This is a genomic window from Streptomyces achromogenes subsp. achromogenes (assembly GCF_000720835.1).
Lineage (GTDB): Bacteria > Actinomycetota > Actinomycetes > Streptomycetales > Streptomycetaceae > Streptomyces > Streptomyces achromogenes.
Map to the genome: position 1 here is coordinate 88686 of NZ_JODT01000012.1, position 24438 is coordinate 113123.

Genomic DNA, 24438 nt, shown 5'->3' on the forward strand with positions numbered 1-24438 from the left:
GGTGCGCAGGGGATGCCGCACCCCTTCCGCGGGAGGCCCGCCGGAAGGCGGGTGGTGAGACCGGTGGCGGCGGGCACCCTCAAGGCATGGTGCAGGTGTGTCTCAACGGAAGCCGCTCGGCCGCCGACGACGCGGGTGTCCCGATGTCCCCGCGGGAGCTGGCCCGTTCCGCCGCCGAGGCGGTGGCGGCCGGTGCCACCTCGGTGCACGTCCATCCCCGGACACCGTGCGGGCGCGAGAGTCTCTCCCCGCGCGTGGTCGGCCCGGCGCTGGAGGCGATACGGGCGCGGGTGCCGGTACCGGTCGGCGTGACCACCGGTGCCTGGACGGAGCCCGGCCCGGCGGCCCGGCTCGACCGGGTGCGCTCCTGGACGGTGCTGCCCGACTTCGCCTCGGTCAACTGGCACGAGGCCGGGGCCGAGGAGGTCGCGGCGGAACTGCTGGCCCGGGGCGTGGGTGTGGAGGCGGGCGTCTGGTCCGGCACGCGGGGAGCGGCCCGGTTCGCGGCCTCGCCGCTCGGGCCGGGGGTGCTGAGGGTCCTGGCCGAGGTGACCGATCCGGATCCGGCGACCGCCGGGGCATCGGCGCGGACACTGCTGGCCGAGCTGGGCACGGCGCACGGCCGCCCGGTGCTGCTGCACGGCGAGGAGGGCGGCACCTGGCCGGTGCTCCGGCTGGCGGTCCGGCTGGGTCTGGCCACCCGGGTCGGCCTGGAGGACACCCTGCTGCTGCCGGACGGCCGGCGCGCCGGGTCGAACGCCCGGCTGGTGGCGGAGGCGGTGGCCGAGCGGGCCCGGTTCCCGTATCGGGCCGGACCGACCGGCAAAGGGCGACGGTAGGGTCGCTCAGCGGCGTTCCGCCATGAGCCGGGAGCCCGTCAGGCGGTCGCCGAAGACGTCGTCCGGGTTGGACAGGGCACAGGTCTTCAGGGACAGGCAGCCGCACCCGATGCAGTCGGTGAGCTGGTCGCGCAGCCGGTTCAACTGCTGGATGCGCTCCTCCAGTTCCGAGCGCCACATCTCCGACAGCCGCGCCCAGTCCTCCCTGGTCGGCGTGCGCCCCTCCGGCAGTTCGCCCAGGGCCTCGCGGATCGTGGCCAGGGGGATGCCGACGCGCTGGGCGGCGCGGATGAAGGCGACCCGGCGCAGGGTGTCGCGGGTGTACCGGCGCTGGTTGCCGGAGGTGCGCCGGCTGGAGATCAGGCCTTTGGACTCGTAGAAGTGCAGGGCGGACACCGCGGCTCCGCTGCGCGCGGACAACTGGCCGACGGTCAGCTCGTGGATCTTCTCGGGAAGCTGGGGCACCCCTCAGAGATTACAGAGACCCCCGGCCCCACCGGCCCCGCGTCCGTTGACATCGCCCCGCCACCCGACCATGCTAAGCAGTTGCTTAGAGATGCGAGCGAGAGGCCGGGAACATGGCAGAACCGAGGACCTTCACCTCCCCCGACGAGCTGAGGGCGGCCGTGGGCGAACAGCTGGGGTACACCGACTGGCTGGAGGTCGACCAGAAGCGGATCGATCTGTTCGCCGAGGCGACCGGCGACCACCAGTGGATCCACGTGGACCCGGAGAAGGCCGCCGCCGGGCCGTTCGGGACCACCATCGCGCACGGCTATCTCACCCTGTCGCTGCTGCCCCTCTTCGGGCCGCAGCTCATCCGGGTGGAGGGCGTGAAGATGGGCGTCAACTACGGGACGAACAAGGTCCGCTTCCCCTCCCCCGTCCCCGTCGGCTCCCGGCTGCGCGCCACCGCGACGATCACCGACGTGGCGGACGTCACCGGCGGTGTGCAGGTGACGGTCGCCTTCACCGTGGAGCGCGAGGGCGGCGACAAGCCGGTGTGCGTCGCGGAGTCGGTGTCCCGGTACTACCTGTAGGCCCGTACGGCCCGTGGCCCCGTACTCCCTGTAGCCCCGCGGGGCTCAGCGGGCCCCGACCATCCGCAGGACGAGGTCGGCGTAGAGCGCGCCGACCTCCTCGGGGGTGCGGGGGCCGTCCACGTTGAACCAGCGGGCCACGTCGATGCACAGCGACAGCACGGCGAGCGTGGTGCCCCGCACGTCCAGGACGTCGAACTCGCCGGCGGCCACGCCGTCCTCGATGATCCGGCGCACCTCGGCGTCCACCTGGCGGCGCAGCGCGACGATCTCCGCGCGGGCGTCGGGGCCGAGGGCGTCCAGCTCGTACTGCACGACCCGCGCGGTGGTGCGCCGGCCCGCGTGCCAGCGGACGAAGGAGCTGACCGCGTCGGCCAGCCGCTCCTTGGCGGTGCCCTCGCGGCGGGCCGCGGTGCGCAGGATGCCGAGGGCCTTGTCGTGGCCGATCCGGCTGATGCGGTGGAGCAGCTCTTCCTTGGTCTTGTAGTGGATGTACAGCGCGGCCGGGCTCATGCCGGCGCGGCCCGCGATGTCCCGGGTCGTCGTGGCGTGGTAGCCGCGCTCGGCGAAGGCCTCCACGGCGGCGACGAGCAGCCGCCGGGCCGCGTCCGGGGTGACCTCTTCCCACGGCTCCACTTCGCCGCCGGTCGTCTCCTCCGCCGTACTCATCGCTCGCTCGCCCCTCTCGGTGACAGGAGCACCACCATACCGCCGACGGTGAGCGGGCGCTTAGCGTGGCCGCTCAGACCTTGTCGAAGGGGTCGTGCTCGGCGAGCAGCTTCTCCAGCCGGGCCTGGTCGACCCGGCTGACCAGCTGCCCGGCCTCCTGCCGGTCGCGGATCACCTTGGCGAGGGTGAAGGCGGAGGTGACGAGGTACAGCACGGCGATGGCCAGGAAGCCGCGGATCCAGGCACTCGCCTCCAGCCGGAGGATGCCGATGCCGGTGGCCGCCAGGGCGACCGAGAAGGAGGCCACGGCCTGGCCGTAGAAGGCGGTCGTGCTCTGCTGTCTGACCGGTGCGTCGTTCATGGCCCCAGCATCGGCGCCCGCGGCGTCCGGGACATCCGCCGGAATACTCAGGTGGTACTCAGAACGCCGAGACCCCGGTCAGGGCGCGTCCGATGAGCAGCTTCTGGATCTGGCTGGTGCCCTCGTAGAGCGTCATCACGCGGGCGTCGCGCAGGAGTTTGCCGACCGGGTACTCGTCGATGTAGCCGTAGCCGCCGAAGACCTGGAGGGCGTTGTTCGCGGCGCGGACGGCGGCCTCGGAGGCGAACAGCTTGGCCTTGGAGGACTCCACGGCGAACGGCTCGCCGCGGTCGATCAGATCGGCGACCCGCCAGGTCAGCAGCCGGGCCGCGTCGACGTCCACGGCGATGTCGCTGAGCAGCTCCTGCACCAGCTGGTGGTGGGCGATGGGGGTGCCGAACTGCTCGCGCTCCCCCGCGTACGCGACGGCCGCGTCCAGTGCGGCCTGGGCTATGCCGACACAGCCGGCGGCCACCGACATCCGGCCCTTGGCGAGCGCGGACATGGCGACGTTGAAGCCCTTGCCCTCCGCGCCGACCATGGCGGAGGCGGGCACCCGCACGTCCTGGAGGACCAGTTCGGCGGTGGCCTGGCCGCGCAGGCCCAGCTTGCCGTGGATGGTGCGGCGGGTCAGGCCGGGCGTGTCGGTGGGGATCAGGAAGGCGGACACGCCCTTGTGGCCGGGGGCGTCGGTGGAGCGGGCGAAGAGCAGGACGACGTCCGCCCAGGTGCCGTTGGTGATGAACATCTTGCTGCCGTTGACCACGTACCCGTCGCCGTCGCGCACGGCGCGGGTGGTGAGGCTGCCCGCGTCGGAGCCGGTGCCGGGCTCGGTCAGCCCGAAGCAGCCGACGTACTCGCCCGCGGTGAGCCCGGGCAGCCAGCGCCGCTTCTGCTCCTCGCTGCCCCAGGCGGCGATCGTCTTGGCGACGAGCCCGAGGGAGACGGACACGATGCCGCGCACGGAGGAGTCGCCGCGGCCCAGTTCCTCGGTGACCAGGCAGTACGCGAGGTGGTCGCCGCCCGAGCCGCCGTACTCCTCGTCGATGGTCAGGCCGAGGAAGCCGACGTCGCCGAGCTTCTTGACGATGCCCCGGTCCACCTCCTCGGCGCGGTCCCAGGCGACCACGTGCGGGGCGATCTCGCGCTCCACGAAGTCCCGGGCCAGCTGCCGTACGGCCGCCTGCTCCTCGCCGAGCCCCAGATTCACCACGAGATCACCCCACACCGAACGCATCCGTCGACGGCCCTTGAAAGCCGTACATTTAAATTAGCACTGCTAGTTTCCGGCTCGCAGCCCTACTATGTGCGCCATGGCCCGACCGCGCAAGCCCCTCCTCAGCCCCGACCGGATCGTCGAAACGGCCCGGGACCTCGTGGACCGGGAGGGCCTGGCGGCCGTCTCCACCCGGCGCCTGGCCGCCGAGCTGGGAGTGAGCGGGCCCTCGCTGTACAACCACTTCCGCACCAAGGACGAGATCCTGGAGGCCGTCGCGGACTCGGTGAGCGCACAGGTCGACCTGTCGATGTTCGAGGACGGCCGGGACTGGCGGACCGCGCTGCACGACTGGGCCGTCTCCTACCGGGCCGCGCTGCGCGACCACCCGAACATCGTCCCGGTCCTCGCCCGGGGCCCCGGCCGCCGCCCGGCCGCACTGCGGCTGGCCGACGCGGTCTACGGCGCGATGGTCGACGCGGGCTGGCCGCCCGCCCAGGCGACCTCCATCGGCGCGCTGATGCGGTACTTCATCATGGGCTCGGCGCTCGGTTCGTTCGCCGGCGGCTTCGTGGACGACGCGAGCGCGTACGACCCGGCCGACTATCCCCACCTCGGGCAGGCCCATCTGCTCGCCGAGCAGCAGGAGAAGATCGACGAGCGGGCCTTCGAGGCGGGGCTCGGCGCGCTGCTGGACGGGCTGGCGCAGCAGTACGAGCGGGTACGGGCGTGACGCTTCGGCGACCGCCGAAGTACCGGTGTTCCATGCTGGGGGCATGAGTACCGAGGACCCACAGGCCGCCGGCCTCGCCGCGCTGGCCGGGCTGATCGCCGACCGGACGCGGGCCGCGTGCCTGCTGGCACTGCTGGACGGGCGGGCGTGGACGGCCGGTGAGCTGGCCCGGCACGCCGGAGTGGCCCCCTCCACGGTGAGCGAGCACCTGGACCGGCTGGTGTCCGGCGGGCTGCTCGTCCAGGAGCGGCAGGGGCGGCACCGGTACGTACGGCTGGCCGGCGCGCGGGTGGCGCAGCTGGTGGAGGATCTCGCCGCCCAGGTGTCCCCGGCGGAGGTACGGCGCCCGCCCCGGGGGCTGCGCGAGGCGAGCGCCGGGGCGGCCATGGCCCGGGGGCGCACCTGTTACGACCATCTCGCCGGGCGGCTGGGCATCACGGTCACCGACGCGCTGACCGGGCGGGGGCTGCTGCGGCAGGACACCGGGTTCGCGCTGACCGAGGCGGGGGTGGAGTGGTTCGCCTCGGCCGGCATCCCGCTCGACCTCTCCGGGCGCCGCCCGCTGGCCCGCGCGTGCCTGGACTGGACCGAGCGCCGGCCGCACCTCGCGGGGGCGTCGGGGGCGGCGCTGTGCCGGCGGGCGCTGGAGGCGGGGTGGTGCGAGCGGGTGGGCAGCGGGCGGGCCGTGCGGATCACTCCGGTGGGCGAGCAGGTCCTGTCCGACCTGCTCGGCATCCCGTCCGGTGCGCTGCGGTGAGGACCGGTGTCAGAACACCACCACCGCCCGGCCCCCCTTCCCCGCGAGCATGTTGTCGAAGGCCGCCGGGATGTCCTCCAGGGTGATGCGGTCGGTGACCAGGGTGGACAGGTCGAGGCGGCCCTGCCGGACGTGGTCCGCGAGGATCGGCACGTCGCGGGCGGGGTCCGTGTTGCCGTAGACGCAGCCCGACAGGGTGCGGCCCCAGTGGAAGAGCTCCAGGGCGTTGAAGGTGACCTGCTGGTCCTTGCCGCCGATGCCGACGACCGTGGTCCGGCCGCCCCGGCGGGTGGACTCCCAGGCCGCGCGGATGGAGACCGCGCGGCCCACGCACTCCACGGCCACGTCGACGCCCTGCTTTCCGGTGAGGGCGCGGATCTCGCGGGGCGTGGTGTCGGAGGCGAGGACGTAGTCGGTCGCGCCGGCCGCGCGGGCCAGTTCCTCCTTCGCGGGCGAGACGTCGACGGCGACGATCCGGGACGCGCCCGCGATCCGGGCCGACTGGAGCGCGGCGAGCCCCACCCCGCCGACGCCGAACACGGCGACCGTCTCGCCGGGCCGGACCCCCGCCGAGTAGTGGACGGCGCCGTAGCCGGTGAGCACCGCGCAGCCCAGGAGGGCGGCGTCGACGGGGTCCACCCCGTCCGGCACCGGCAGCACACAGGACGCGGAGACCACCGTCTCCTCGGCGAACGCGGCCACATTCAGCCCGGGGTGCAGTTCGGTGCCGTCGGCGGTGCGGGCGTAGACGTCGGCGGAGCCGCTGAGCGCGTTGGCGCACAGCCACACCTCGCCGAGCCCGCAGGCGTGGCAGCTTCCGCAGGCGGGCGCCCAGTTGAGCACCACGAGGCTGCCGGGCGCGACATGGGTGACGCCCTCGCCGACGGCGATCACCGTGCCGGCGCCCTCGTGGCCGAGGACGGCCGGGACCGGCACCCGCATGGTGCCGTTGGACAGGGACAGGTCGGAGTGGCAGACGCCGGCGGCGGCGAGGCGGACCCGGACCTGCCCGGGACCGGGGTCGGGCAGCTCGATGCCGGTGATCTCCAGCGGGGCGCCGACGGCGGGCAGGACGGCGGCTCGTACGGCCATGGTCGCGGACTCCTCAGAACTGGAGGGACTTGGTCTGGAGGTACTCGGCGAGTCCGTGGCTGCCGAGTTCCCGGCCGATGCCGGACTGCTTGTAACCGCCGAAGGGCGCGAGGGGGTTGAACCGGCCGCCGTTGATGTCGACCTGCCCGGTGTCCATGCGGCGCGCGAAGGCCACCGCCTCGGCCTCCTCGGCGGCCCAGACGGCGCCCGCGAGGCCGTACACCGTGCCGTTGGCGATGCGCAGGGCGTCCTCCTCGTCCTCGTAGCGCAGGATCGTCAGGACCGGGCCGAAGATCTCCTCCTGGGCGATCGTCATCTCCGGGGTGACGTCGGCGAAGACGGTCGGGCTGACGAAGTAGCCGCGCTCGCGGGGGGCTTCGGGGCCGCCGGCGACCAGCCGGGCGCCCTCGGCGATGCCCTTCTCGATGTAACCGCGCACCCGCGCCTGCTGCCTGGCGCTGACCACCGGGCCGATCCGGTCGCCGTACTTGGCGGCGGCGGTGGCGGCCAGTTCGACGGCCTCGGCGTACTGGTCGCGGTGGACCAGCATGCGGGTCCAGGCGCTGCACGTCTGGCCGGAGTTGGACATCACGTTGGCGACGCCGACGTTCACGGCGCGGGCGAGGTCGGCGCTCGGCAGGATGACGTTGGCGGACTTGCCGCCGAGTTCCAGGGCGACCTTCTTCACGGCGGCGCCGGCCACCGCGGCGACCTGCCGGCCGATGGCGGTGGAGCCGGTGAAGGAGACCAGGTCGACGCCGGGGTGTTCGGCGAGGGCCTGCCCGGCGACCGGGCCGAGGCCGGTGACCAGGTTGAACACGCCCGCGGGCACGCCCGCCTCGTGCACCGCCTCGGCGAACAGCTGGGCCACGAGCGGGGTGTCCTCGGCGGGCTTGAGGACGATCGCGCAGCCGGCGGCGAGGGCCGGGGCGACCTTGGCGACGATCTGGTGCAGCGGGTAGTTCCAGGGGGTGATCGCGCCGACCACGCCGATGGGCTCGTGCAGGACCGTTGAGTTGCCGACCTTCTCCTCGAAGGAGTGCCGCGCGGCCAGTTCGGCGAAGGAGGCGACGACCGCGAGGGGCACGGCCGCGTGCACGGCCTCGGAGAACTTCGGCGGTGAGCCCAGTTCGGCGGTGACCGTCCCGGCGATCTCGTCCTTGCGCGCGGCCAGGGCCTGGTGCAGGGCGGCGAGGCGGGCGGCGCGTTCGGCCGGGGGTGTGGCGGCCCAGGCGGGCAGGGCGGCGCGCGCGGCCCGTACGGCGGTGTCGACGTCCCAAGCGCCGCCCGCCGGGACCTTGCCGATGACCTGCTCGTCGGCGGGGTTGACGACCTCGATCACGTCCCCGCTCTCGGCGGGGCGCCAGGCGCCGTCGATGTACAGGGCGTCATGTGCCTTCATGCTGTGTCCTCCCGGCGGGTCCACGTCGTCCGGCACACAAACTAGCGGTGATAGTTTTGGCGCGCCAGACATTCCCGGGCCACGGGCCCACCGGGACATCATCGCGGACGGCCCGGCCGGCGCGGACGCCGCGTCCGCCGCACGACCGGGCCGCCGCTCGCTGGACACCGGTTGGCTTGATGCCGCTTCACCGGTTGCCGGTCCGCTTCACCGGTTGCCGGTCACTTCGCCGCGGTCAGATGGGCGAAGACCACCACGTTGCTGGTGTAGCCGGTGCGCCGGCTGAACAGGCCGCCGCAGGTCATGATCCGCAGCTCCGGGCGCCCGGTCGCGCCGTAGACCTCCCGGTCGGGGAAGCCCGCCTTGTCGTAGACCTTCACCCGGTCCACGGAGTAGACGGCGGTGCGTCCGTCCGCCCGCCGCACCTCGACCGCCTTGCCCGGTTTCACCGAGGCGAGCCCGGCGAACACCGCGGGTCCGCTGCGGGTGTCGCGGTGGCCGACGGCGACCGCGGTGCCCGCCTCGCCCGGCGTGGGGCCGCCCTCGTACCAGCCGACCAGCCGGGCCTGGTCCACCGGCGGCGTCTCCAGTTCCCGGTGGGCGTCCAGGCGCAGCGGCACGATCGGGGCGTCGATCCCCAGGGAGGGCACGCGGAAGGAGGTCGGCCGGGACCGGGGCAGCGGGCGGGGCGGCGGGGCGGGCGGGGCGGCCGGGGCCGCCGCCTCGTCCGCGCCGCCCGCCCGGCCGGCCGTGGCCGGTCCGTCCTGTCCCGTGCAGCGCGAGCCGACCGTCACCAGGACGGTCACCAGCACGGCCGTACGTGCGAGGCGGTAGGCGCGGGTCCGGTACCAGGGCCTGCGCCGTCTACGCGGCGCCATGGGGCCGGCGGCGGATCAGCCGGACGTACACGGCGGCGCTGACCGCGACCAGGCCCACGGCCGCCGCGGCGGCCACCGGGGAGTACGCGGCGGCCGTGTCGATGAGGCCGCCGCCGCCCGCGTGCACACCGCCCTTGGGGCCGTCGTGGTCGTTCTGGCCCCAAGACCCGTTGTCCTGGTGCTCCCCGTCGTGCTGCTGGTGGTCCTCGATCTGGCCGCCGGGCGCGCCCTCCACCTTGCCGTCGTGGCAGTTGACGCGGAAGACCTTCTCCTTCAGGGCCGGGGGCGCCCCCACCGTCCAGCTGATCTTGTACTGTCCGTCGGCCAGCCCCAGCGGGTCGGTGTGCCCGGCGCCGCCGGCCAGCTGGATGATCCCGGTCACGGTGGCGGCGGTGGGCAGCGGGGGCTGGGGCGTGATCGTGTACGCGATGCTGGTCAGGGTGTCGAAGTTGACGGCCTCCAGGAAGAACTTGCAGACCACCGGGTCGTCCTTGGCCGAGCCGATGAACGAGGGGGGGTTGGTCGAGCGGGCGTTGTGGATCCTGATGTCGCCGTTCTCCCCCTGGGCCGCCGCGTTCGGCGCCGCCACCCACGACGCACCCGCCGCGGCGAGGGCGGTGAGGACGACGGTGGCGCCCGCGCGGGAGCCGACTGCACGGGGGAGTGTCAGGGTGGGCATGCGCAATCCTCCGGTTCAGACGATTTTCATACAAATCGCTCTTTCGCCAGGACACTGCCCCATGGCCCGCGCGAGGCCCGGCAACGGCGCCGGGCACGCCGTCAGATATCGCTCGTGCGGCGCAGTCCCCGGCCCTCGCGCCGCTTGCGCGCCACCCGTCCGGCCCCCTCCCGGGGCCGCCCGGCCGAGCGCAGCGCCACCCCGGAGGAGGCCAGCAGCAGCCCGCCCAGCATCAGGAACGGCGCCGCCACCCCCGCCAGCCCGGCGACCAGGCCCGCGGCGGCCGGGGCGGCGACCTGGCCCAGCCGGTTGCCGGTCAGCCGCAGGGCGAGCGCGGTGGAGCGGGCCTCCTCGGGCGCCGCCTGCACCACCGTCGTCATCGACAGCGGCTGGCCCACGCCCAGGCAGAAGCCGAGCAGCGCGAGCATCACGCCGAGCGCCCACACCGGCACCGGCAGCGCGACCCCCGCGCACAGCAGGGCCGCCAGCAGACAGGTCCCGGTGAGCAGCGCGGTCCTGCCGAGCAGCCGCAGCAGCGGGGTGAGGACGAGCCGGCAGGCGATGGTGGCGCCGGCCCGCAGGGCGAGCAGGACGCCGATCACCGCGGGGGCGATGCCCCGGTGCTCGCCGACCACCGGCAGGTAGGCGGTGAGGATGTCGGTCGCGGACAGCACCGAGAGGCTGATCAGCATGCCCGCGGGCACGCCCCGGGCGCGCAGGATGGCCGCGACCGGCACCCGGGCGCCGCGCGGCGCGCGCGCCGGGCCGGCCGTACGGTCCTCGATCCGCCACAGCGCGGTGAACGCGACGGCGGCGCCCGCGCCCGCCGTGACGAGGGCGAGCGCGCTGCTGTGCGCCAGGTCGGGGCCGCCGACGAGGGCGCCCGCGGCGAGCGGGCCGACGAGCTGGCCGAGGGAGGCGCCGATGGTGAAGTGGCCGAAGTTGCGGTCCTGTTCCCGCGGCGCGGACTGGCGGGCCACCAGCGACTGGGCGCCGATCACGAAGCACAGGTGGCCGAGGCCCATCACCCCGCTCCACAGGGCCATCGCCCACAGGGAGCCGGCCAGTCCGCTCAGGGCGCAGCCGCCCGCGATGAGGACCACGCCCGCGGGCAGCAGGGGCGCGCAGCGGCCGTGGTCGGTGCGGCGGCCGAGCGGGACGGCCGCGAACAGCGGCAGCAGCGCGTAGACGCCGGCGATGACGCCGACCGCCCGTTCGTCGGCGCCCAGCGCGAGGGCCCGGTAGGAGACGGCGGGGCGGGCCATGGACACCGCCCCCTGCGCGCAGCCGAAGGCGATGACGAGGCGGAGCAGCCAGCCGCGGTGTCCACCGGGCGCCATGGGTACGGTCCTTCCCCGGGTGATCAGACGATGCCGAACAGGAGCGCCGAGCCGAGCACCACCAGCGAGGTGAGCGCGGCCCACTTCACCACGAACCGGGTGTGGTCGCCGAACTCCACCTTGGCCATGCCGACCAGGACGTAGACGGCCGGGACGAGCGGGCTGGACATGTGCAGCGGCTGGCCGGCGATCGAGGCGCGGGCGATCTCCAGCGAGGAGACGCCGTGCGCGTGGCCCGCCTCGGCGAGCACCGGCAGGACGCCGAAGTAGAAGCCGTCGTTGGACATGAAGTAGGTGAGCGGGACGCTCAGCACGCCGGTGACCAGGGCCATGTGCGGGCCCATGCCGTCGGGGATGTTTCCGACCAGCCAGTTCGCCATGTGGTCGACCATGCCGGTGCCCTGGAGGACGCCGGTGAAGACGGCGGCGGCGAACACCATGCCGGAGACGTTGAGGACGTTCTCCGCGTGCGCGGCGATCCGGGCCTTCTGGTCCGGCATGTGCGGGAAGTTGACGGTCAGCGCGAGGGCGGCGCCGAGCAGGAACAGCACCGGGATCGGCAGCCACTCCATGATCATGGCGGTGAGCAGGACGACCGTGAGCAGCGCGTTGAACCAGTACAGCTTCGGGCGCAGGGTGGGGCGGTCCGGGTCCAGGCCCTGGAGGCCGTCCTCGGCGGGCTCCTCGGGCAGGTCGGCGCCGCCGCCGGAACCACCAGCCTTCGCGCCGGAGGCGGCACCGACCAGCACCGTCTCGCTCTCCTCCACCCGCACCTCGTCCAGCGTGAGCACGCCGAGCCGCCCGCGCTCGCGGCGGCCGAGGACGTAGGCGAGGACGAGGACGAACAGCAGGCCCACGGCGAGGGCCGGGATCATCGGGACGAAGATGTCGCTCGCGTCCACCTTCAGCGCGGTGGCGGCGCGGGCGGTGGGGCCGCCCCAGGGGAGCGTGTTCATCACACCGTTGGCCATGGCGGCGACGCCGGTCATCACGACCAGGGACATCTTCAGCCGCTTGTAGAGCGGGTACATCGCCGAGACGGTGATCATGAAGGTGGTGGAGCCGTCGCCGTCCAGGGAGACGATCGCGGCGAGGACCGCCGTGCCGACCACGATCCGCAGCGGGTCGGCCTTGCAGAACCTCAGGATGCCCCGCACGACCGGGTCGAAGAGGCCGACGTCGATCATCACACCGAAGTAGACGATCGCGAACATGAGCATCGCCGCGGTGGGGGCGAGGCTGGTGACGCCGTCGATGACGTAGTCACCGAGTTTGCCGCCCTTGCCCACGAACACGCAGAACAGCGCGGGGACGAGCACGAGCGCCGCGATCGGCGACATCTTCTTCAGCATGATCAGGACCAGGAAGGTCGCGATCATGGCGAAGCCGAGGATGGTCAGCATGAAATGGATACCTAACGTTCGCCCTTGAACATCCCACCTGGGGGTCGGCGGTGCGATGACGTTAGGTCCGTTCAACCGGCGTTAACAAGATGTTGACGTGCGAGCAATAAGCGCAAAAGTCCAGGTCAGACGCGGGGCCGTTCAGTCGAGTACGCGTGCCAGGTAGGCCCGCAGCAGCTCCCGGGTCTCGGTGATGATCGCCTCGTCCCCCTGCGGGTCGATCCGGAAGGCGAGGTGCACGAGGGTGTCGGCGCTCTCCACGGCGACCAGGAAGACCCGCCGCAGATCCGGGTCGGGAGTGCGGCCGAGGTAGCCGGCGAGCAGTTCGGTGAGCCGGTCGGAGACGCGGGTGTTGGGCTCGTCGTGGCGGGAGCCGACCGGGATCTGGTTGCCGAAGTCGACCAGCGAGAAGCCGGGCGCGGTGCGCTTCATGGCGAGGTACTCGTCCAGTACGGCGTCCATGGCGGCCCGCCAGTCGCCGGTGCGGGCCCGGTCCAGCCGCTCGCCGACGCGCTCGACGTACCGCTCCAGGTTGCGCTGGGCGAGGGCGTCGGCCATCTCCCGCTTGTTGCCGAAGAACCGGTAGACCGAGCCGATCGGGACGCCGGCGCGCTGGGCGACGGCACGGGTGCTCAGGGCGTCGTAGCCGACCTCGTCGAGCAGGCCGGCGCAGGCGTCGAGGATCCGGGTGAGCCGCTCGGCGCTGCGCCGCTGGACGGGCGCGCGACGGAGCGATGTCGCGTGGGGCACGGGCTTCATGATGCCTTTCCGCCGGAGTTAGGTAAACCTTCCTCAGAGTACGGAGAGGATGGCCCCGGCACTCATCCGCCGACGCGAGCGGATACGGGGACGGCGCTCGTCCGGTGCGTCACGGGGCCCGGCGGCCGGACAACCGGCGCTCCCCCACCGAGCCGGCCGCCCTCTCCGGAGCGGCGCGGCCGGCCCCCGTCCTCATGGGCGCCCCGTCCTCGTACGCGCCCCCGTCCTCCTACGCGCCCCCACCCCCGCCGCCGCGCGCTCGCGCACCCCCTCGCCCCTCGCCCCTCCGGCAGGCTCACGCGTCCGGCGTCGCGGGCGTCGTTCCGTCCTGCGGGCGGTGGGTGCGCGTCTCCGCGTCGGAGACCGTGATGTCGGCGGTGTTCTCGATCGGCTTGCCGTTGACCGCCCACACCGTGCCGTCGTCGGCGTAGAGCCGGGCCGTGAGCTGGTGGGTGCCGTGCGGAACCCGGTCGGCGGCCAGGTGGTAGGCGGGGGTGTGCAGCCGGGCGACCGGGCGGCCGTCGACGTAGAGCTGGACGAGCCCGCGCCCGAGGGCGGCGGCCGGCCGGGTGCCGGGCGCGGAGCAGCGGAAGTGCCGCAGGCGCAGCCGGACGTCCCAGCCGCCGGCCGCGTCCGGGGTGACCTCGACGGCGACGGCGGGCGCGTTCCTCGCGGGCACCTCGCGCAGGTTGCGGCCCGTCTCGTCGGTGCTGTCCAGCACGGAACCCACGGGGGAGGGCGAGCCCTCGTGCGCCTCACCGGTTGCGCAGGCCGCCGCTCCCCACGGCAGCAGGACGCACACCACGAGCGCGGTGAGCCGCCCGCGCGTCCACTTCTTCCACGACATGATCCGGAGCGTAGAACAGCGCCCTGGTGCCCCGGATCCGCCTCAGGTCTGGTTCGCGCCCTACCTCGGAGGGAGGACCGGGAACCCTCTTGCGCGCACCCCCGCTCATTCCTACGGTGTCGCATAGGAATCGGAGCACAAGGAGCGACCATGAGCGATGGGGGCACTTCCCGCGCGAGCGTGTTCGAGCGCGGGGAAGCACGGAAGGCCGCCGAGGGGCTGTCGTACCTGACCGGGTTCGGCAATGAACACGCCTCGGAGGCGGTACCGGGCGCCCTGCCCGAGGGCCGCAACTCGCCCCAGCGCGCACCGCTCGGCCTGTACGCGGAGCAGCTGAGCGGTACGGCGTTCACCGAGCCGCGCGCGCACAACCGGCGCTCGTGGCTCTACCGCATCCGCCCCTCGGCCGCCCACCCGCCGTTCACCCGCACCGGCAACGGCGCGCTGCGCACGGCCCCCTTCACCGAGGCGGTGCCCGACCCCAACCGGCTGCGCTGGAACCCGCTGCCGGAGCCCCCGGCCGGCACCGACTTCCTCGGCGGTCTGTGGACGCTGGGCGGCAACGGCGACGCCACGCAGCGCACGGGCATGGCCGTGCACCTGTACCACGCCGACTCCTCGATGGAGCGCGTCTTCTCCGACGCCGACGGGGAGCTGCTGATCGTGCCGGAGCGCGGCGGGCTGCTGCTGCACACCGAGTTCGGCCGGCTGCATGTGGAACCGGCCCATGTGGCGCTGATCCCCCGTGGGGTGCGCTTCCGTGTGGAGCTGCTGGACGACTCCGCGCGCGGCTATGTGTGCGAGAACTACGGGGCACCGTTCCGGCTGCCCGACCTCGGCCCCATCGGCGCCAACGGCCTCGCCAACCCCCGGGACTTCCAGGCGCCGGTCGCCGCGTACGAGGAGGTCGAGGGCCCGGTGGAGGTGGTGAACAAGTTCTGCGGCAACCTGTGGACGGCCACCTACGACCACAGCCCCCTGGATGTGGTCGCCTGGCACGGCAACCATGTGCCGTACGTCTATGACCTGCGCCGGTTCAATGTGATCGGCACCATCTCCTACGACCACCCGGACCCGTCGATCTTCACGGTGCTGACCTCCCCGTCGGACACCCCGGGCCTGGCCGGCGTGGACTTCGTGGTCTTCGCGCCGCGCTGGCTGGTGGGCGAGGACACCTTCCGGCCGCCGTACTTCCACCGGAACGTGATGAGCGAGTACATGGGCCTGATCGAGGGCGCCTACGACGCCAAGGCGGAGGGCTTCGTGCCCGGCGGCGGCTCGCTGCACAACATGATGTCGGCACACGGACCGGACCGGGAGACGTTCGACCGGGCGAGCGCGGCCGAGCTGCGGCCGCACAAGATCGACGACGGGCTGGCCTTCATGTTCGAGACCCGCTGGCCGGTGACCCTCACCCCGCAGGCGGCCGGGGCGGACCACCTCCAGCAGCGCTACGACGATGTGTGGCAAGGACTCCAGCGGCACTTCCGGGGGTGACGTCCGCCGTTGCGCGGGAGGTTCCCCGCCGGGTACGGATAGCGGGGTGACCTCCTTCGCCCCGGACTCCATCGTCCTGAACCGCAAGCTGCCGCTGTGGTACCAGGTGTCGCAGTCGCTGCGCGCCTCGATACTGGGCCGCTCCCCCGAGGATCCGCTGCGGCTGCCCACCGAGGAGCGGCTGGCGGAGCACTACGGCGTGAGCGTGCTGACCATGCGGCAGGCGTTGAAGGAACTGGAGGACGAGGGGCTGATCAGCCGGCACCGGCGGCGCGGCACGTTCATCGAGCCCGGGGTGCGGCGCGGGGCGCCGGTGCGGCTGCTGGGCTCGGTGGACGCCATCGTGGCCCAGCAGTCCGGGATGACGACCAAGTTGCTGGAGCACGGGCGGGTGCCGGTGCCGGCCGCGCTCGCCGAGTACTTCCCGGACCTCGCGGAGGTGGCGGCGTACCACCGGCTGCGCGGCGACGAGAAGACCGGGGAGCCGACCAACCACGCCGTCAACCACATCCGTCCCGACCTGGCCGACCGGATCGACCCGGACGACCTGGTGCGCTGGCCGATGACCAAGGTGCTGCGGGACGTGGTGAAGGCGGACATCAGCCGGATCACCGACACGGTGCAGGCGCGGCTCGCCGATCCGGAGACGGCGCGGCTGCTCGATGTGCCGTTGCTCAGCCCGATCCTGCACTACACGGGGGTGACGTACGACAGCGAGGGGCGGGTGCTGGACGTGGCCGTCATCCACTACCGGGGGGACCGGTTCTCGTTCACGGTCACTCTCGACGCCACCTGAACCGGGGGCGGGTGAGGCCGTACCATGCCCACCGTGACGCACGACGACGCTCCGCTGCTGGCGGACCTCATGCCGTGGTCCGTCGCACCGTTGCGGCTTGGCCGCCACTGGCCGACGGCGCCCGATCCGGGCTCGCTGCGGGCCCGCTGGGAGGCCCTGCTGAGGGCCGAGGGGCCGGACCGGGAGGCCCTGTTCGAGCCGACCCGGGCGCGTGCGCTCACCTCGGCGGTGGGCCAGTTGCCCGGTCAGTCCACCGGTACCGGACGGCTCGCCCGGGCCGGGGGTCCCTGCGCGGAGCCGGTGCGGGTGCTGGCCGCGCCGTTCGACGAGCGGTGGCTGATCCCGGACCACCGGCTGATCGACACGGCCCGCCCGGAGCTGTGGCGGGTCGCGGACGCGCGGCAGGTGTTCACGGCCCCGACGGGCGACCCGGACCTCCCGCTGCTGGCGACCCCGCTGCTGCCCACGCTGCGCACCGGCCGGATCCGCCCGCTGTACCGCCGCCCCGGCGCCGCCGAACCGAACCTGGCCCCGGGCCTGACGGACCTGCTGTCCGTCCGCTTGGGCGCACACCCCTCGGCGACGGACGTGCTGGCCTGGATCGTGGCGGCGGTCCGCCCGGACCTGACCGTGCCGCTCACCGACGACGCCGGCCTGTGGGCGGCCGGGGTGGAGCTGGGCCGCCGGATGCTGTGGCTGATGTGCCGGGACGGGGAGCGGCCCCGGCTGCCCGGTGGCCGCCGGCCGTACGTCCGGGCGCCGCTGCCGGGCCGTCCGGGGACTTTGCGGTACGACCCGGACGAGGAGGCCCTGTACCTGGACGAGGGCCGGATCTCCCCCGTCCCCGCCGAGGCGTGGGAGTTCGAGGTGGCCGGCATCCGGGTGCTGGAGTCCTGGTTCGCGGCCCGTACCGCGCCGGCCGAGCCGGGCACGCTCGCCGCGATCCGTCCGGCGGCCTGGCCGCAGAGCTGGACCTCTGAGCTGCTGGAGCTGATCACGGTCCTCACGCTGCTGGCCGAACTGCGGGCGCCGCGTGCCCGGTTGCGCCCGGTGCCGGCGGTGACGGCGGGCGACCTGCGCCGGGCGGGCGTCCTGCCGGTCGCGGAGTCCGCCCGGCGTCCGGCATCGGTGCTGGACCACCAGGAGGAGGGCCCGGAGGGGCAGTTCGCGCTCATCTAGCCCGCCGTACGAGCGCGCAGCGCGGCCTCCAGGCGGGCGATGTCCTCGGCGTCCTTGGCCCGGCGCGGCCGGGAGGGGTCCCAGACCGGCATCATGCGCTTGATCTCGATCTGGACGCGCGGAGCGACGATGGGCGCCCGGAGCGCGCCGATCCGCCCGGGCTCGGCCGCGAGCAGCCCGTCCGGCCAGGGGGTGCCGGCCCAGGGCCCGCCCGCCACGGTCACCCGGCCCGCCGAGTCCCGGTCGATCAGGGTGAAGCTGCTGTCCAGGCCGTCCTTGACGAAGTCGAGCTGAAGGCCGGCGGGCGGCCCCGGCACCGGTGTGTGACCGAGCCGGGCGAGGAGGGCGGCGAGGGCCGGGGCGTCCCGCGCCCAGGCGAACCAGTCGACGTCCCCGTGGTCCCGGGTGACCTCGCCGAGGAAGAAGTCCATGGCCCAGCCGCCGCGCAGCCACAGCGGGATCCCGGCGTCCCGGGCCGCCCGAAGCACCCGGGCGATCAACCCGAGCTGGCGCCGGGCACGTTCCTGGTCCCTCACGGCTGGTCTCAAGGATCGATCCCCCCGGCCTCGTCCTGGTCACGTCCAGCGTACGCGGTGCGCTATGGCCCCGGCATGGGCGTACTGCTGACAAGGCCGCCGGTCAGGGGAGATCATCCACCGCATGGATCAACTCCCGCTGCCCTTGGAGGGCATCACCGTCGTCGCCGTCGAACAGGCCGTGTCCGCGCCCTTCGCGACCCGGCAGCTCGCCGACCTGGGTGCCCGGGTCATCAAGGTGGAGCGGGTCGACGGCGGCGACTTCGCGCGCGGCTACGACACGGCGGCCCGCGGTCTGGCCTCGCACTTCGTGTGGTGCAACCGCGGCAAGGAGTCCCTGGCGCTGGACCTGAAGGACCCGCGCGGCCTGGCCGTCGTACGGCGGCTGATCGCGGACGCGGACGTGTTCGTGCAGAACCTCGCGCACGGCGCGGCGGCCCGGCTCGGCCTGGACGCGGCCACGCTGTGCGCGGCCCACCCGCGGCTGATCGCCGTGGACATCTCGGGCTACGGCGGCTCGGGACCGTACGCGGACAAGCGGGCCTACGACATGCTCGTGCAGTGCGAGGCGGGGCTGGTGTCGGTGACCGGGACGCCGGAGCAGCCGGTGAAGGCGGGCATCCCGGCGGCGGACATCGCGGCGGCCATGTACGCGTTCTCCGGTGTGCTGGCCGCGCTGGTGCGCCGCGGCACGACCGGGCGGGGCGGGCCGGTGGAGGTGTCCATGCTGGAGGCGCTCGCCGAGTGGCTGGGCCATCCGCTGCACCACACGATGCACGACGGCGAGCCGCCCGCCCGCACCGGGCTGGCGCACGCGGTGATCGCGCCGTACGACGCCTATCCGACCGCGGACGGCGGCCGGGTGCTGCTGTCGGTGCAGAACGACCGGGAGTGGCGGCGGCTGGCCGAACACGTCATGGGCCGGCCGGAGCTGGGCACGGACCCGGCGTACGCGACGAACGCCGCCCGGGTGGCGCACCGGGAGCGGACCGACGCGCTGGTGGCGGCGGCGCTGCGGGTGCTGGACACCGAGGCGGCGCTGGACCGGCTGGAGCGGGCGGGCATCGCCTGCGCCCGGCTGCGGGACGTACGCGAACTGGCGGAGCATCCGCAGCTGGCGGCCCGGGAGCGGTGGCGTGAGGTGGGAACGCCGGCCGGGCCGCTGAAGGCGCTGCTGCCGCCCATCACGCTGCCGGGCGGGGGCGAGGCGCGGATGGGTGAGGTGCCCGCGCTCGGGCAGCACACCGGAGCGCTGCTGCGCGCCGTGGGGATGACGGACGACGAGATCGCAGCGCTGCGCCGGGACGGTGTGGCGGCCTGAGCGCGGCGCCCCCGCTCGGAGGCCGGGGCCCTGCGCTGCGGTCAGTGACCGCCGAACAGCGAACGGCGCAGCCGGCGCAGCGGCGCGAAGAGGGATACCCGGCTGACCCGCGCACCCCGGTCGCTGCGCGTGTGCGCCGAGCGGCGTGCCGTCAGCTCACGCATCAGCGAGGTCGCCTCGACCGTCTCCCGCTGCGGTATGGCGGGTCCCGCCAGCACCGACAGATGGCGGTCCAGGCGCGAACTGGTCGCGCTGCTCCCGCAGGTGATCGCAGGGACCCTGGCCCTGCTGCGCACTGTTATCTGTTCCATGTCACTCCCCACCCGTACGAGTCACCCGGCCCGGGCAGGCTAACCCTATCGCCCCACTGGGGCACCCGGGTATCTCGGCCACAGGATTCACCATCGCCGTAAGGGGGTTGACCATCCCCCTTTGACTACTCTCCGAATCAGACCGATTTCAGGGTGAGTTGGACAGGCGGCCGGGCAACGGGACGCGCTGAGCGAGCGTCAGGCCCAGTGGTTACGGTGAGTGATCGCACGGCGGGGCCGAGGCCCTCCACGATCAAGGGCGTGTCGCCCGCCGGGGCGTGTCGTATCGGCCGAGGGTGACGACGGCCCCCCGCGCGGAGGCGGAAGCGGTTACTCCGCCGCCCCGGTCGCCCGTCCTTCCCTGCCGCTGACCGCGCGGGCGTGCGCGGCGCGTGGAACGTGGGCGATCTCACCTTGCGAGAAGTCGCGCGAGAGGCCGTTGGGGGGCGCCCGTGTCCGCGGAGCCGGGTCGTGAACGTGTGATCGCGGGCCGCTACCGCCTGCTGTCCGCGCTGGGCACGGCTTCCTCGGGCTCTCCCCCGGTGCCGGTGTCGCCGTCGGGCTCGCCCTGACCGGACTCCCGGGGAGCGCCCGGAAGTTCACCCGGCGGGGCGAGCCCGCCCGGGTCACGCGTTGTTCGTGAGCACCGGCAGGTAGCCGCCGGAGTGACCGGCCGCGGTCGGGTGGTAGGACTCGCCGATGTCGAGCCAGTCGACGCTGTGCAGCCAGGAGGAGCCGGAGCAGATCTCGTGGCCGGTGAAGGTGGTGCGGACGTCACCGAAGACGAAGTTGTGGGCGGTGGCGCGGGCCTTGATGGCGGTGTCGATGTAGTCGGCGGCGCCGTTGATGGCCGCCCGCTTGGTCTCGGAGAGGCCGAGGCAGGACTGGCCGAGCTGGTAGAAGCGGGGGTAGCCGATGACGACGACCCGGGCGGACGGGGCCTTGGCCCTGATCGCGTTGTAGAGGGTGTCCAGCTTGCCGGGGAGCGTGTTGGCGACGTACGCCTTGGCGGTGTCGATCCGGGAGAGACAGGCGCTGTCGGACTGGAGCACACACGTCGTCATGACGTCGGCGAAGCCCGCGTCGTTGCCGCCGGCGGTGACGGACACCAGCGAGGTGGAGGAGCCGAGCGAGCCGAGCTGGTTCGCGCGCACGTCGTCCGTCGTGGCGCCCGAGCAGGCGTTGAAGGCGAACGACGAGGGGCTGTGGGCGGCGTTCCACAGGTACGGGTACGCCTTGGTGCTGCGCTTGCAGCTGCCGCTGGTGCTGATGTAGCTGTCGGCGCCCACGCCGGAGGAGTAGGAGTCGCCGAGGGCCACGTAGCCGCCGGCCGCGGCCGTCGGGGACGCCTGTGCCGAAGCGGCCCCGGTGAGACCGAGGCCGGCGGCGAGGAGGAGCGAGGTAACGAGTCCGGTAAGTCGGGAACGTCTCATGGAACCTCCCTTTAGCAGGATCTCTGCCTCAACGTTGGTAGCAGCTACGCGTGTTGACAGGAAGTGTTCATGCCAAAACTTTCGCGGTCTCAACAAGGTCGACCCGAGACATTCACCGCTCGTGTATTGCGCGTACGGGCGGTGTCTGTTGACACCGCGCCAAGTCCCTGGCGGCGCAGGGGAAACAGCCGCCGGGCACGCTTCGGGGGAACGGCCGTTCCGCCCGTGCCGCCGTCTTGACGCCCCGCCGACGGCTGCGCCACATTGAAACCCGGCATCAGGCGCGTCGGGGGGCAAAGTCGCCAATGCGGAACTTACGTATCAAGCCACCTTCGTCAAACGGCACCGGGACGGACGCCGACGGCGCCCGGCCGGGACCCGGGAGGGGCTCGGCGCCGCTGCTTGTCGGGGCCGCAGCCGCCGCCGCGACGGCCGGCGCGCTGCTCGCGCTGATCGACTCCGGTTCGCCCCTGCGCGCCCCGTGCACGCTCTTCTTCCTGCTCGCGGCGCCGGCCGGGGCGATCGCCGCGGCGCTGCGCGGGCCGGATCCGCTCGGCCGCGCGGTCACCGCCCTCGCGGGCGCGATCGCCGTCGACCTGCTGGTCGCCCAGTGCATGCTGGCCGCGCACCGCTGGTCGGCCGGGGGCGGGGTGGTCGTGGTGACCGGATTCAGCCTGCTGGTCCTGCTGGTCGCGCTGGTGCGGGGGCGGGGTTCCGGGAACGGCCAGTACGACTGACGTTTCCGGAGGAGGGGCGGCCCTTCGGCGGATGGTCGGACTTCCGGCAGGCGGATGGACGGTGGGCCTCCGGAGCACGGTGGGACGGCGGGCCTCCGGAGCACGGTCGGACTCCCGGCGGAGCACGGCCCAGGTTCTTCCGGCGGAGCACGGTCCGGGCCCTTCCGGTGGAGCGTTGGCCGGAAATGCCGTGCGGGCGGGGCATCCGTGGCGGATCATGGCGGACATGTCCGCGAACCCACACGACGCCCTGCCGATCCGGCTCCACGTCGACGATTCCGACTCCCCGTCCGACGTCGTCGACGCGCTGTTCCTCGGCCGCTTCGCGACGGGCGAGCAACCGTACTCGCACGCGGTGAACATCGACCGCGTCCGCTCCGGAGCGACCCTGCTGCCGGAGGGCGCCCGAGTGCTGCGGGTGGCCCGCGACGACGACCGCAGCGCGACCCTCGCCGAGGGGGACGGCTGGACCCTGCTGGTCTCCCGCTGGAACCGGGGCGCGGACGTGACGGTCACCGCGACCAGCGCCGACCTGGCCGAGCGGATCCTCGACCAGGCCACGGACGGCGCGGCCGACGAGCCGGAACCGCAGCCGGAGAACGTGACGATGGGGTTCTGGTACGTCTCCCCGCGGCGCGGCCCGCACCGCACCACCCGGCAGATCTCCGCGGGCACCTGGGAGGAGGTCCGGGCCAACTACACGGCACCGGTGGCGGATGCCATGGACCGGCTGATGCGGACGACGCCCGACGACATCGCCGGCCGGCTGCTGCTGCTCCACGGCCCGCCGGGCACCGGCAAGACCTCCGCGCTGCGCACGCTGGCCCGTTCCTGGCGGGACTGGTGCCAGGTCGACTGCGTCCTGGACCCCGAGCGGCTCTTCTCCGACGTCGGCTATCTGATGGACATCGCGATCGGCGAGGACGACGGCGCGGGCAAGGGCCGCTGGCGGCTGCTGCTGCTGGAGGACTGCGACGAGCTGATCCGCGGCGAGGCCCGGCACACCGCGGGCCAGGCCCTGTCCCGGCTGCTGAACCTCACCGACGGCCTGCTCGGCCAGGGCCGCAACGTACTGGTCGGCGTCACCACCAACGAGGACCTGGAGCGGCTGCACCCGGCCGTGGTCCGCCCCGGCCGCTGTCTGGCCCGGATCGAGGTGGGCCCGCTGACCCACCGGGAGGCGGTGGACTGGCTCGGCACCGAGCAGGGCATCGGCCGGGAGGGCGCGACCCTGGCCGAGCTGTACGCGCTGCGCCGGGGCACCACGCCGACGTCGGTGCCGGGGGCCCGGGAAGGGGCGGACGCGGGGCTGTACCTGTGAGCACCGCTCGGGTGAAGGCCGTCACGGCGGGTGCTTTCATGGGGGTATGACCCTGTATGTCGGCACGTCGGGGTGGCAGTACAAGGACTGGCGGGACCTCGTCTATCCGGCCGGGGTGCCGGCGCGGCGGTGGCTGGAGGAGTACACCCGGCTGTTCGCGACCGTGGAGATCAACAACGCCTTCTACCGGCTGCCGTCGTACGACACCTTCGCCGGCTGGCGGGAGCGGGTGCCGCCGGACTTCGTGGTCGCGGTCAAGGCCAGCCGGTTCCTGACCCACGTCAAGCGGCTGAAGGAGCCCGAGGAGCCGGTGCACCGGCTGCTGACCCACGCGACGGGGCTCGGCGACCGCCTGGGCCCCGTCCTCCTCCAGCTCCCGCCCACCCTGCGCGCCGACCCGGCCCTGCTGGACGCCTGCCTGGCCTGTTTCCCGCCCGGTACGAGGGTGGCGGTCGAGCCCCGGCACGACTCCTGGTGGACCGGGGAGGTGCGCGAGGTGCTGGTGTCCCGTGGCGCGGCCCTGTGCTGGGCGGACGTCCTGGCCCGCCCGGCCGGCCCGTTGTGGCGCACCGCCGACTGGGGTTACGTCCGCTTCCACCAGGGCCGCGCCCGGCCCTGGCCGCGCTACGGCCGGCGCAGCCTGGAGACCTGGGTGGACCGCGTCGCGACGACCTGGTCCGCCGACCGGGACGTGTACGCGTACTTCAACAACGACCCGGGCGGCGCGGCGGTGCGGGACGCGGTGGTGTTCGGCGGGGCGGCACGCCGGGCGGGGCTGACGGTGACGAGAACACCGGAGCCGGCGAGCCTCGGGTAGGCCCGCCCCGCCGGTGACGAGAACGGTGCGGGGGAACGCGCGCCTCTCCTCAGTCCTCCCCGTAAGCCGCCCGCAGGGCGTCCCGCACGGCGCTCAGTGCCTGGTCCTCGCCGAGGCCGAGCCGCCGGACGCGCTCGGCGTACGCCTGGGCGGCCGAGGACGCCTCCCGCTCCGCGGCCGAGCCGGCGGCGGCGACGAACGTGCCGTTGCGCCCCCGCGTCTCGATCACCCCGTCACCCTCCAGCGCCCGGTACGCCTTGGCCACCGTGTTCACCGCGAGCCCCAGTGACTCGGCCAGCCCCCGCACGGTGGGCAGCCGGTACCCCACCGGGAGCGCCCCGGACCGCGCCTGCTCGGAGATCTGCGCCCGCACCTGCTCGTACGGGGGCGCGCTGTCATCGATGCGGATCTTCAGGCTCACGGGGCCGATTGTCCCGCACCCGCCGGAAAATGGGAGGCAGCCCGGCGGCCCGGC

27 protein-coding genes are annotated in these 24438 nt (G+C 73.6%); 11 read left to right on the forward strand and 16 right to left on the reverse strand.

Annotated features, from left to right (window positions below; all coding sequences use genetic code 11):
* Positions 1–86 precede the first annotated feature (86 nt).
* The gene (locus IH25_RS0114045; protein WP_051753921.1) at positions 87–839 is read left to right on the forward strand and encodes a 3-keto-5-aminohexanoate cleavage protein; all 753 of its coding nucleotides are present in this window, start codon (positions 87–89) and stop codon (positions 837–839) included.
* Positions 840–845: 6 nt separating this feature from the next.
* On the opposite strand, the gene soxR is transcribed toward IH25_RS0114045, so the two are convergent.
* Complete coding sequence (gene soxR, locus IH25_RS0114050; RefSeq protein WP_030608482.1) at positions 846–1304, reverse strand: redox-sensitive transcriptional activator SoxR; 459 nt, start codon at positions 1302–1304, stop codon at positions 846–848.
* Positions 1305–1417: 113 nt separating this feature from the next.
* Between soxR and IH25_RS0114055 the strand changes: the two genes are divergently transcribed.
* Entirely contained in the window at positions 1418–1879 is a 462-nt protein-coding gene (locus tag IH25_RS0114055) for a MaoC family dehydratase (protein ID WP_030608485.1), read from the forward strand.
* Between the two features lie 45 nt (positions 1880–1924).
* On the opposite strand, the gene IH25_RS0114060 is transcribed toward IH25_RS0114055, so the two are convergent.
* From IH25_RS0114060 to IH25_RS0114070, 3 genes are all read right to left on the reverse strand, one after another.
* Positions 1925–2548, reverse strand: a complete 624-nt coding sequence (locus IH25_RS0114060; RefSeq protein ID WP_030608488.1) for a TetR/AcrR family transcriptional regulator — start codon at positions 2546–2548, stop codon at positions 1925–1927.
* 73 nt (positions 2549–2621) lie between these two features.
* Positions 2622–2909 carry a YiaA/YiaB family inner membrane protein gene (locus tag IH25_RS0114065; protein ID WP_030608491.1) on the reverse strand — a complete coding sequence of 96 codons (288 nt, stop codon included), beginning with the start codon at positions 2907–2909 and terminating at the stop codon, positions 2622–2624.
* 58 nt (positions 2910–2967) lie between these two features.
* The gene (locus tag IH25_RS0114070; protein ID WP_030608493.1) at positions 2968–4119 is read right to left on the reverse strand and encodes an acyl-CoA dehydrogenase family protein; all 1152 of its coding nucleotides are present in this window, start codon (positions 4117–4119) and stop codon (positions 2968–2970) included.
* 103 nt (positions 4120–4222) lie between these two features.
* Here IH25_RS0114070 and IH25_RS0114075 point away from each other — a divergent pair, with 103 nt between their 5' ends.
* Together IH25_RS0114075 and IH25_RS0114080 are read left to right on the forward strand one after the other, a co-directional pair.
* Complete coding sequence (locus IH25_RS0114075) at positions 4223–4858, forward strand: TetR/AcrR family transcriptional regulator (RefSeq protein WP_030608495.1); 636 nt, start codon at positions 4223–4225, stop codon at positions 4856–4858.
* A 43-nt stretch (positions 4859–4901) separates the two neighbouring features.
* Entirely contained in the window at positions 4902–5615 is a 714-nt protein-coding gene (locus tag IH25_RS0114080; RefSeq protein ID WP_030608498.1) for an ArsR/SmtB family transcription factor, read from the forward strand.
* A 9-nt stretch (positions 5616–5624) separates the two neighbouring features.
* Here IH25_RS0114080 and IH25_RS0114085 read toward each other — a convergent pair whose 3' ends face one another.
* From IH25_RS0114085 to IH25_RS0114120, 8 genes are all read right to left on the reverse strand, one after another.
* Positions 5625–6707, reverse strand: a complete 1083-nt coding sequence (locus tag IH25_RS0114085) for a Zn-dependent alcohol dehydrogenase (RefSeq protein WP_030608499.1) — start codon at positions 6705–6707, stop codon at positions 5625–5627.
* 13 nt (positions 6708–6720) lie between these two features.
* On the reverse strand, positions 6721–8109 hold the full coding sequence (locus IH25_RS0114090) for an aldehyde dehydrogenase family protein (RefSeq protein WP_030608501.1): 1389 nt from the start codon (positions 8107–8109) through the stop codon (positions 6721–6723).
* Positions 8110–8330: 221 nt separating this feature from the next.
* The gene (locus tag IH25_RS0114095) at positions 8331–8987 is read right to left on the reverse strand and encodes a class F sortase (RefSeq protein ID WP_030608503.1); all 657 of its coding nucleotides are present in this window, start codon (positions 8985–8987) and stop codon (positions 8331–8333) included.
* Entirely contained in the window at positions 8974–9666 is a 693-nt protein-coding gene (locus tag IH25_RS0114100) for a hypothetical protein (protein WP_030608506.1), read from the reverse strand. Before IH25_RS0114100 ends, IH25_RS0114095 begins: the two co-directional genes overlap by 14 nt.
* A 101-nt stretch (positions 9667–9767) precedes the next feature.
* Positions 9768–11006 (reverse strand): MFS transporter, encoded by a 1239-nt coding sequence (locus IH25_RS0114105; protein ID WP_030608507.1) that lies wholly within the window; start codon positions 11004–11006, stop codon positions 9768–9770.
* A gap of 23 nt (positions 11007–11029) precedes the next feature.
* Complete coding sequence (locus tag IH25_RS0114110; RefSeq protein WP_030608509.1) at positions 11030–12409, reverse strand: CitMHS family transporter; 1380 nt, start codon at positions 12407–12409, stop codon at positions 11030–11032.
* A 141-nt stretch (positions 12410–12550) separates the two neighbouring features.
* A complete protein-coding gene (locus IH25_RS0114115; protein ID WP_030608511.1) occupies positions 12551–13168 on the reverse strand; it encodes a TetR/AcrR family transcriptional regulator in 618 nt (205 codons plus the stop codon).
* 295 nt (positions 13169–13463) lie between these two features.
* Positions 13464–14015, reverse strand: coding sequence for a hypothetical protein (locus tag IH25_RS0114120; RefSeq protein WP_030608514.1), 552 nt, complete (start codon positions 14013–14015; stop codon positions 13464–13466).
* 150 nt (positions 14016–14165) lie between these two features.
* Here IH25_RS0114120 and hmgA point away from each other — a divergent pair, with 150 nt between their 5' ends.
* From hmgA to IH25_RS0114135, 3 genes are read left to right on the forward strand one after another with little or no spacing between them, the layout of a single operon-like run.
* On the forward strand, positions 14166–15512 hold the full coding sequence (gene hmgA / locus IH25_RS0114125) for a homogentisate 1,2-dioxygenase (RefSeq protein ID WP_051753922.1): 1347 nt from the start codon (positions 14166–14168) through the stop codon (positions 15510–15512).
* Between the two features lie 46 nt (positions 15513–15558).
* Entirely contained in the window at positions 15559–16308 is a 750-nt protein-coding gene (locus tag IH25_RS0114130; protein WP_030608520.1) for a GntR family transcriptional regulator, read from the forward strand.
* 24 nt (positions 16309–16332) lie between these two features.
* Positions 16333–17487: a type ISP restriction/modification enzyme gene (locus tag IH25_RS0114135; RefSeq protein ID WP_030608523.1), complete on the forward strand. Its 1155-nt coding sequence runs from the start codon at positions 16333–16335 to the stop codon at positions 17485–17487.
* Here the strand turns inward: IH25_RS0114135 and IH25_RS0114140 are convergent.
* On the reverse strand, positions 17484–18023 hold the full coding sequence (locus tag IH25_RS0114140) for a nucleotidyltransferase domain-containing protein (protein WP_030608527.1): 540 nt from the start codon (positions 18021–18023) through the stop codon (positions 17484–17486). The two genes, IH25_RS0114135 and IH25_RS0114140, sit on opposite strands and share 4 nt — an antisense overlap.
* 124 nt (positions 18024–18147) lie before the next feature.
* On the opposite strand from IH25_RS0114140, the gene IH25_RS0114145 reads away from it, so the two are divergent.
* A complete protein-coding gene (locus IH25_RS0114145; RefSeq protein WP_030608528.1) occupies positions 18148–19344 on the forward strand; it encodes a CaiB/BaiF CoA transferase family protein in 1197 nt (398 codons plus the stop codon).
* 41 nt (positions 19345–19385) lie between these two features.
* Here IH25_RS0114145 and IH25_RS0114150 read toward each other — a convergent pair whose 3' ends face one another.
* Both IH25_RS0114150 and IH25_RS0114155 read right to left on the reverse strand, forming a co-directional pair.
* Positions 19386–19655 (reverse strand): hypothetical protein, encoded by a 270-nt coding sequence (locus tag IH25_RS0114150; protein WP_030608531.1) that lies wholly within the window; start codon positions 19653–19655, stop codon positions 19386–19388.
* 626 nt (positions 19656–20281) lie between these two features.
* The gene (locus tag IH25_RS0114155; protein ID WP_030608535.1) at positions 20282–21088 is read right to left on the reverse strand and encodes an SGNH/GDSL hydrolase family protein; all 807 of its coding nucleotides are present in this window, start codon (positions 21086–21088) and stop codon (positions 20282–20284) included.
* 305 nt (positions 21089–21393) lie between these two features.
* Here IH25_RS0114155 and IH25_RS0114160 point away from each other — a divergent pair, with 305 nt between their 5' ends.
* The 3 genes from IH25_RS0114160 (at position 21394) to IH25_RS0114170 (ending at position 23963) form a co-directional block, all read left to right on the forward strand.
* Entirely contained in the window at positions 21394–21825 is a 432-nt protein-coding gene (locus tag IH25_RS0114160; RefSeq protein ID WP_037654925.1) for a hypothetical protein, read from the forward strand.
* A gap of 226 nt (positions 21826–22051) precedes the next feature.
* Positions 22052–23146 (forward strand): DUF5925 domain-containing protein, encoded by a 1095-nt coding sequence (locus IH25_RS0114165; RefSeq protein ID WP_030608540.1) that lies wholly within the window; start codon positions 22052–22054, stop codon positions 23144–23146.
* Between the two features lie 46 nt (positions 23147–23192).
* Entirely contained in the window at positions 23193–23963 is a 771-nt protein-coding gene (locus tag IH25_RS0114170; protein WP_030608542.1) for a DUF72 domain-containing protein, read from the forward strand.
* Positions 23964–24012: 49 nt separating this feature from the next.
* Here the strand turns inward: IH25_RS0114170 and IH25_RS0114175 are convergent, their stop codons facing one another.
* Positions 24013–24384, reverse strand: coding sequence for a GntR family transcriptional regulator (locus IH25_RS0114175; RefSeq protein ID WP_030608545.1), 372 nt, complete (start codon positions 24382–24384; stop codon positions 24013–24015).
* Positions 24385–24438 lie beyond the last annotated feature (54 nt).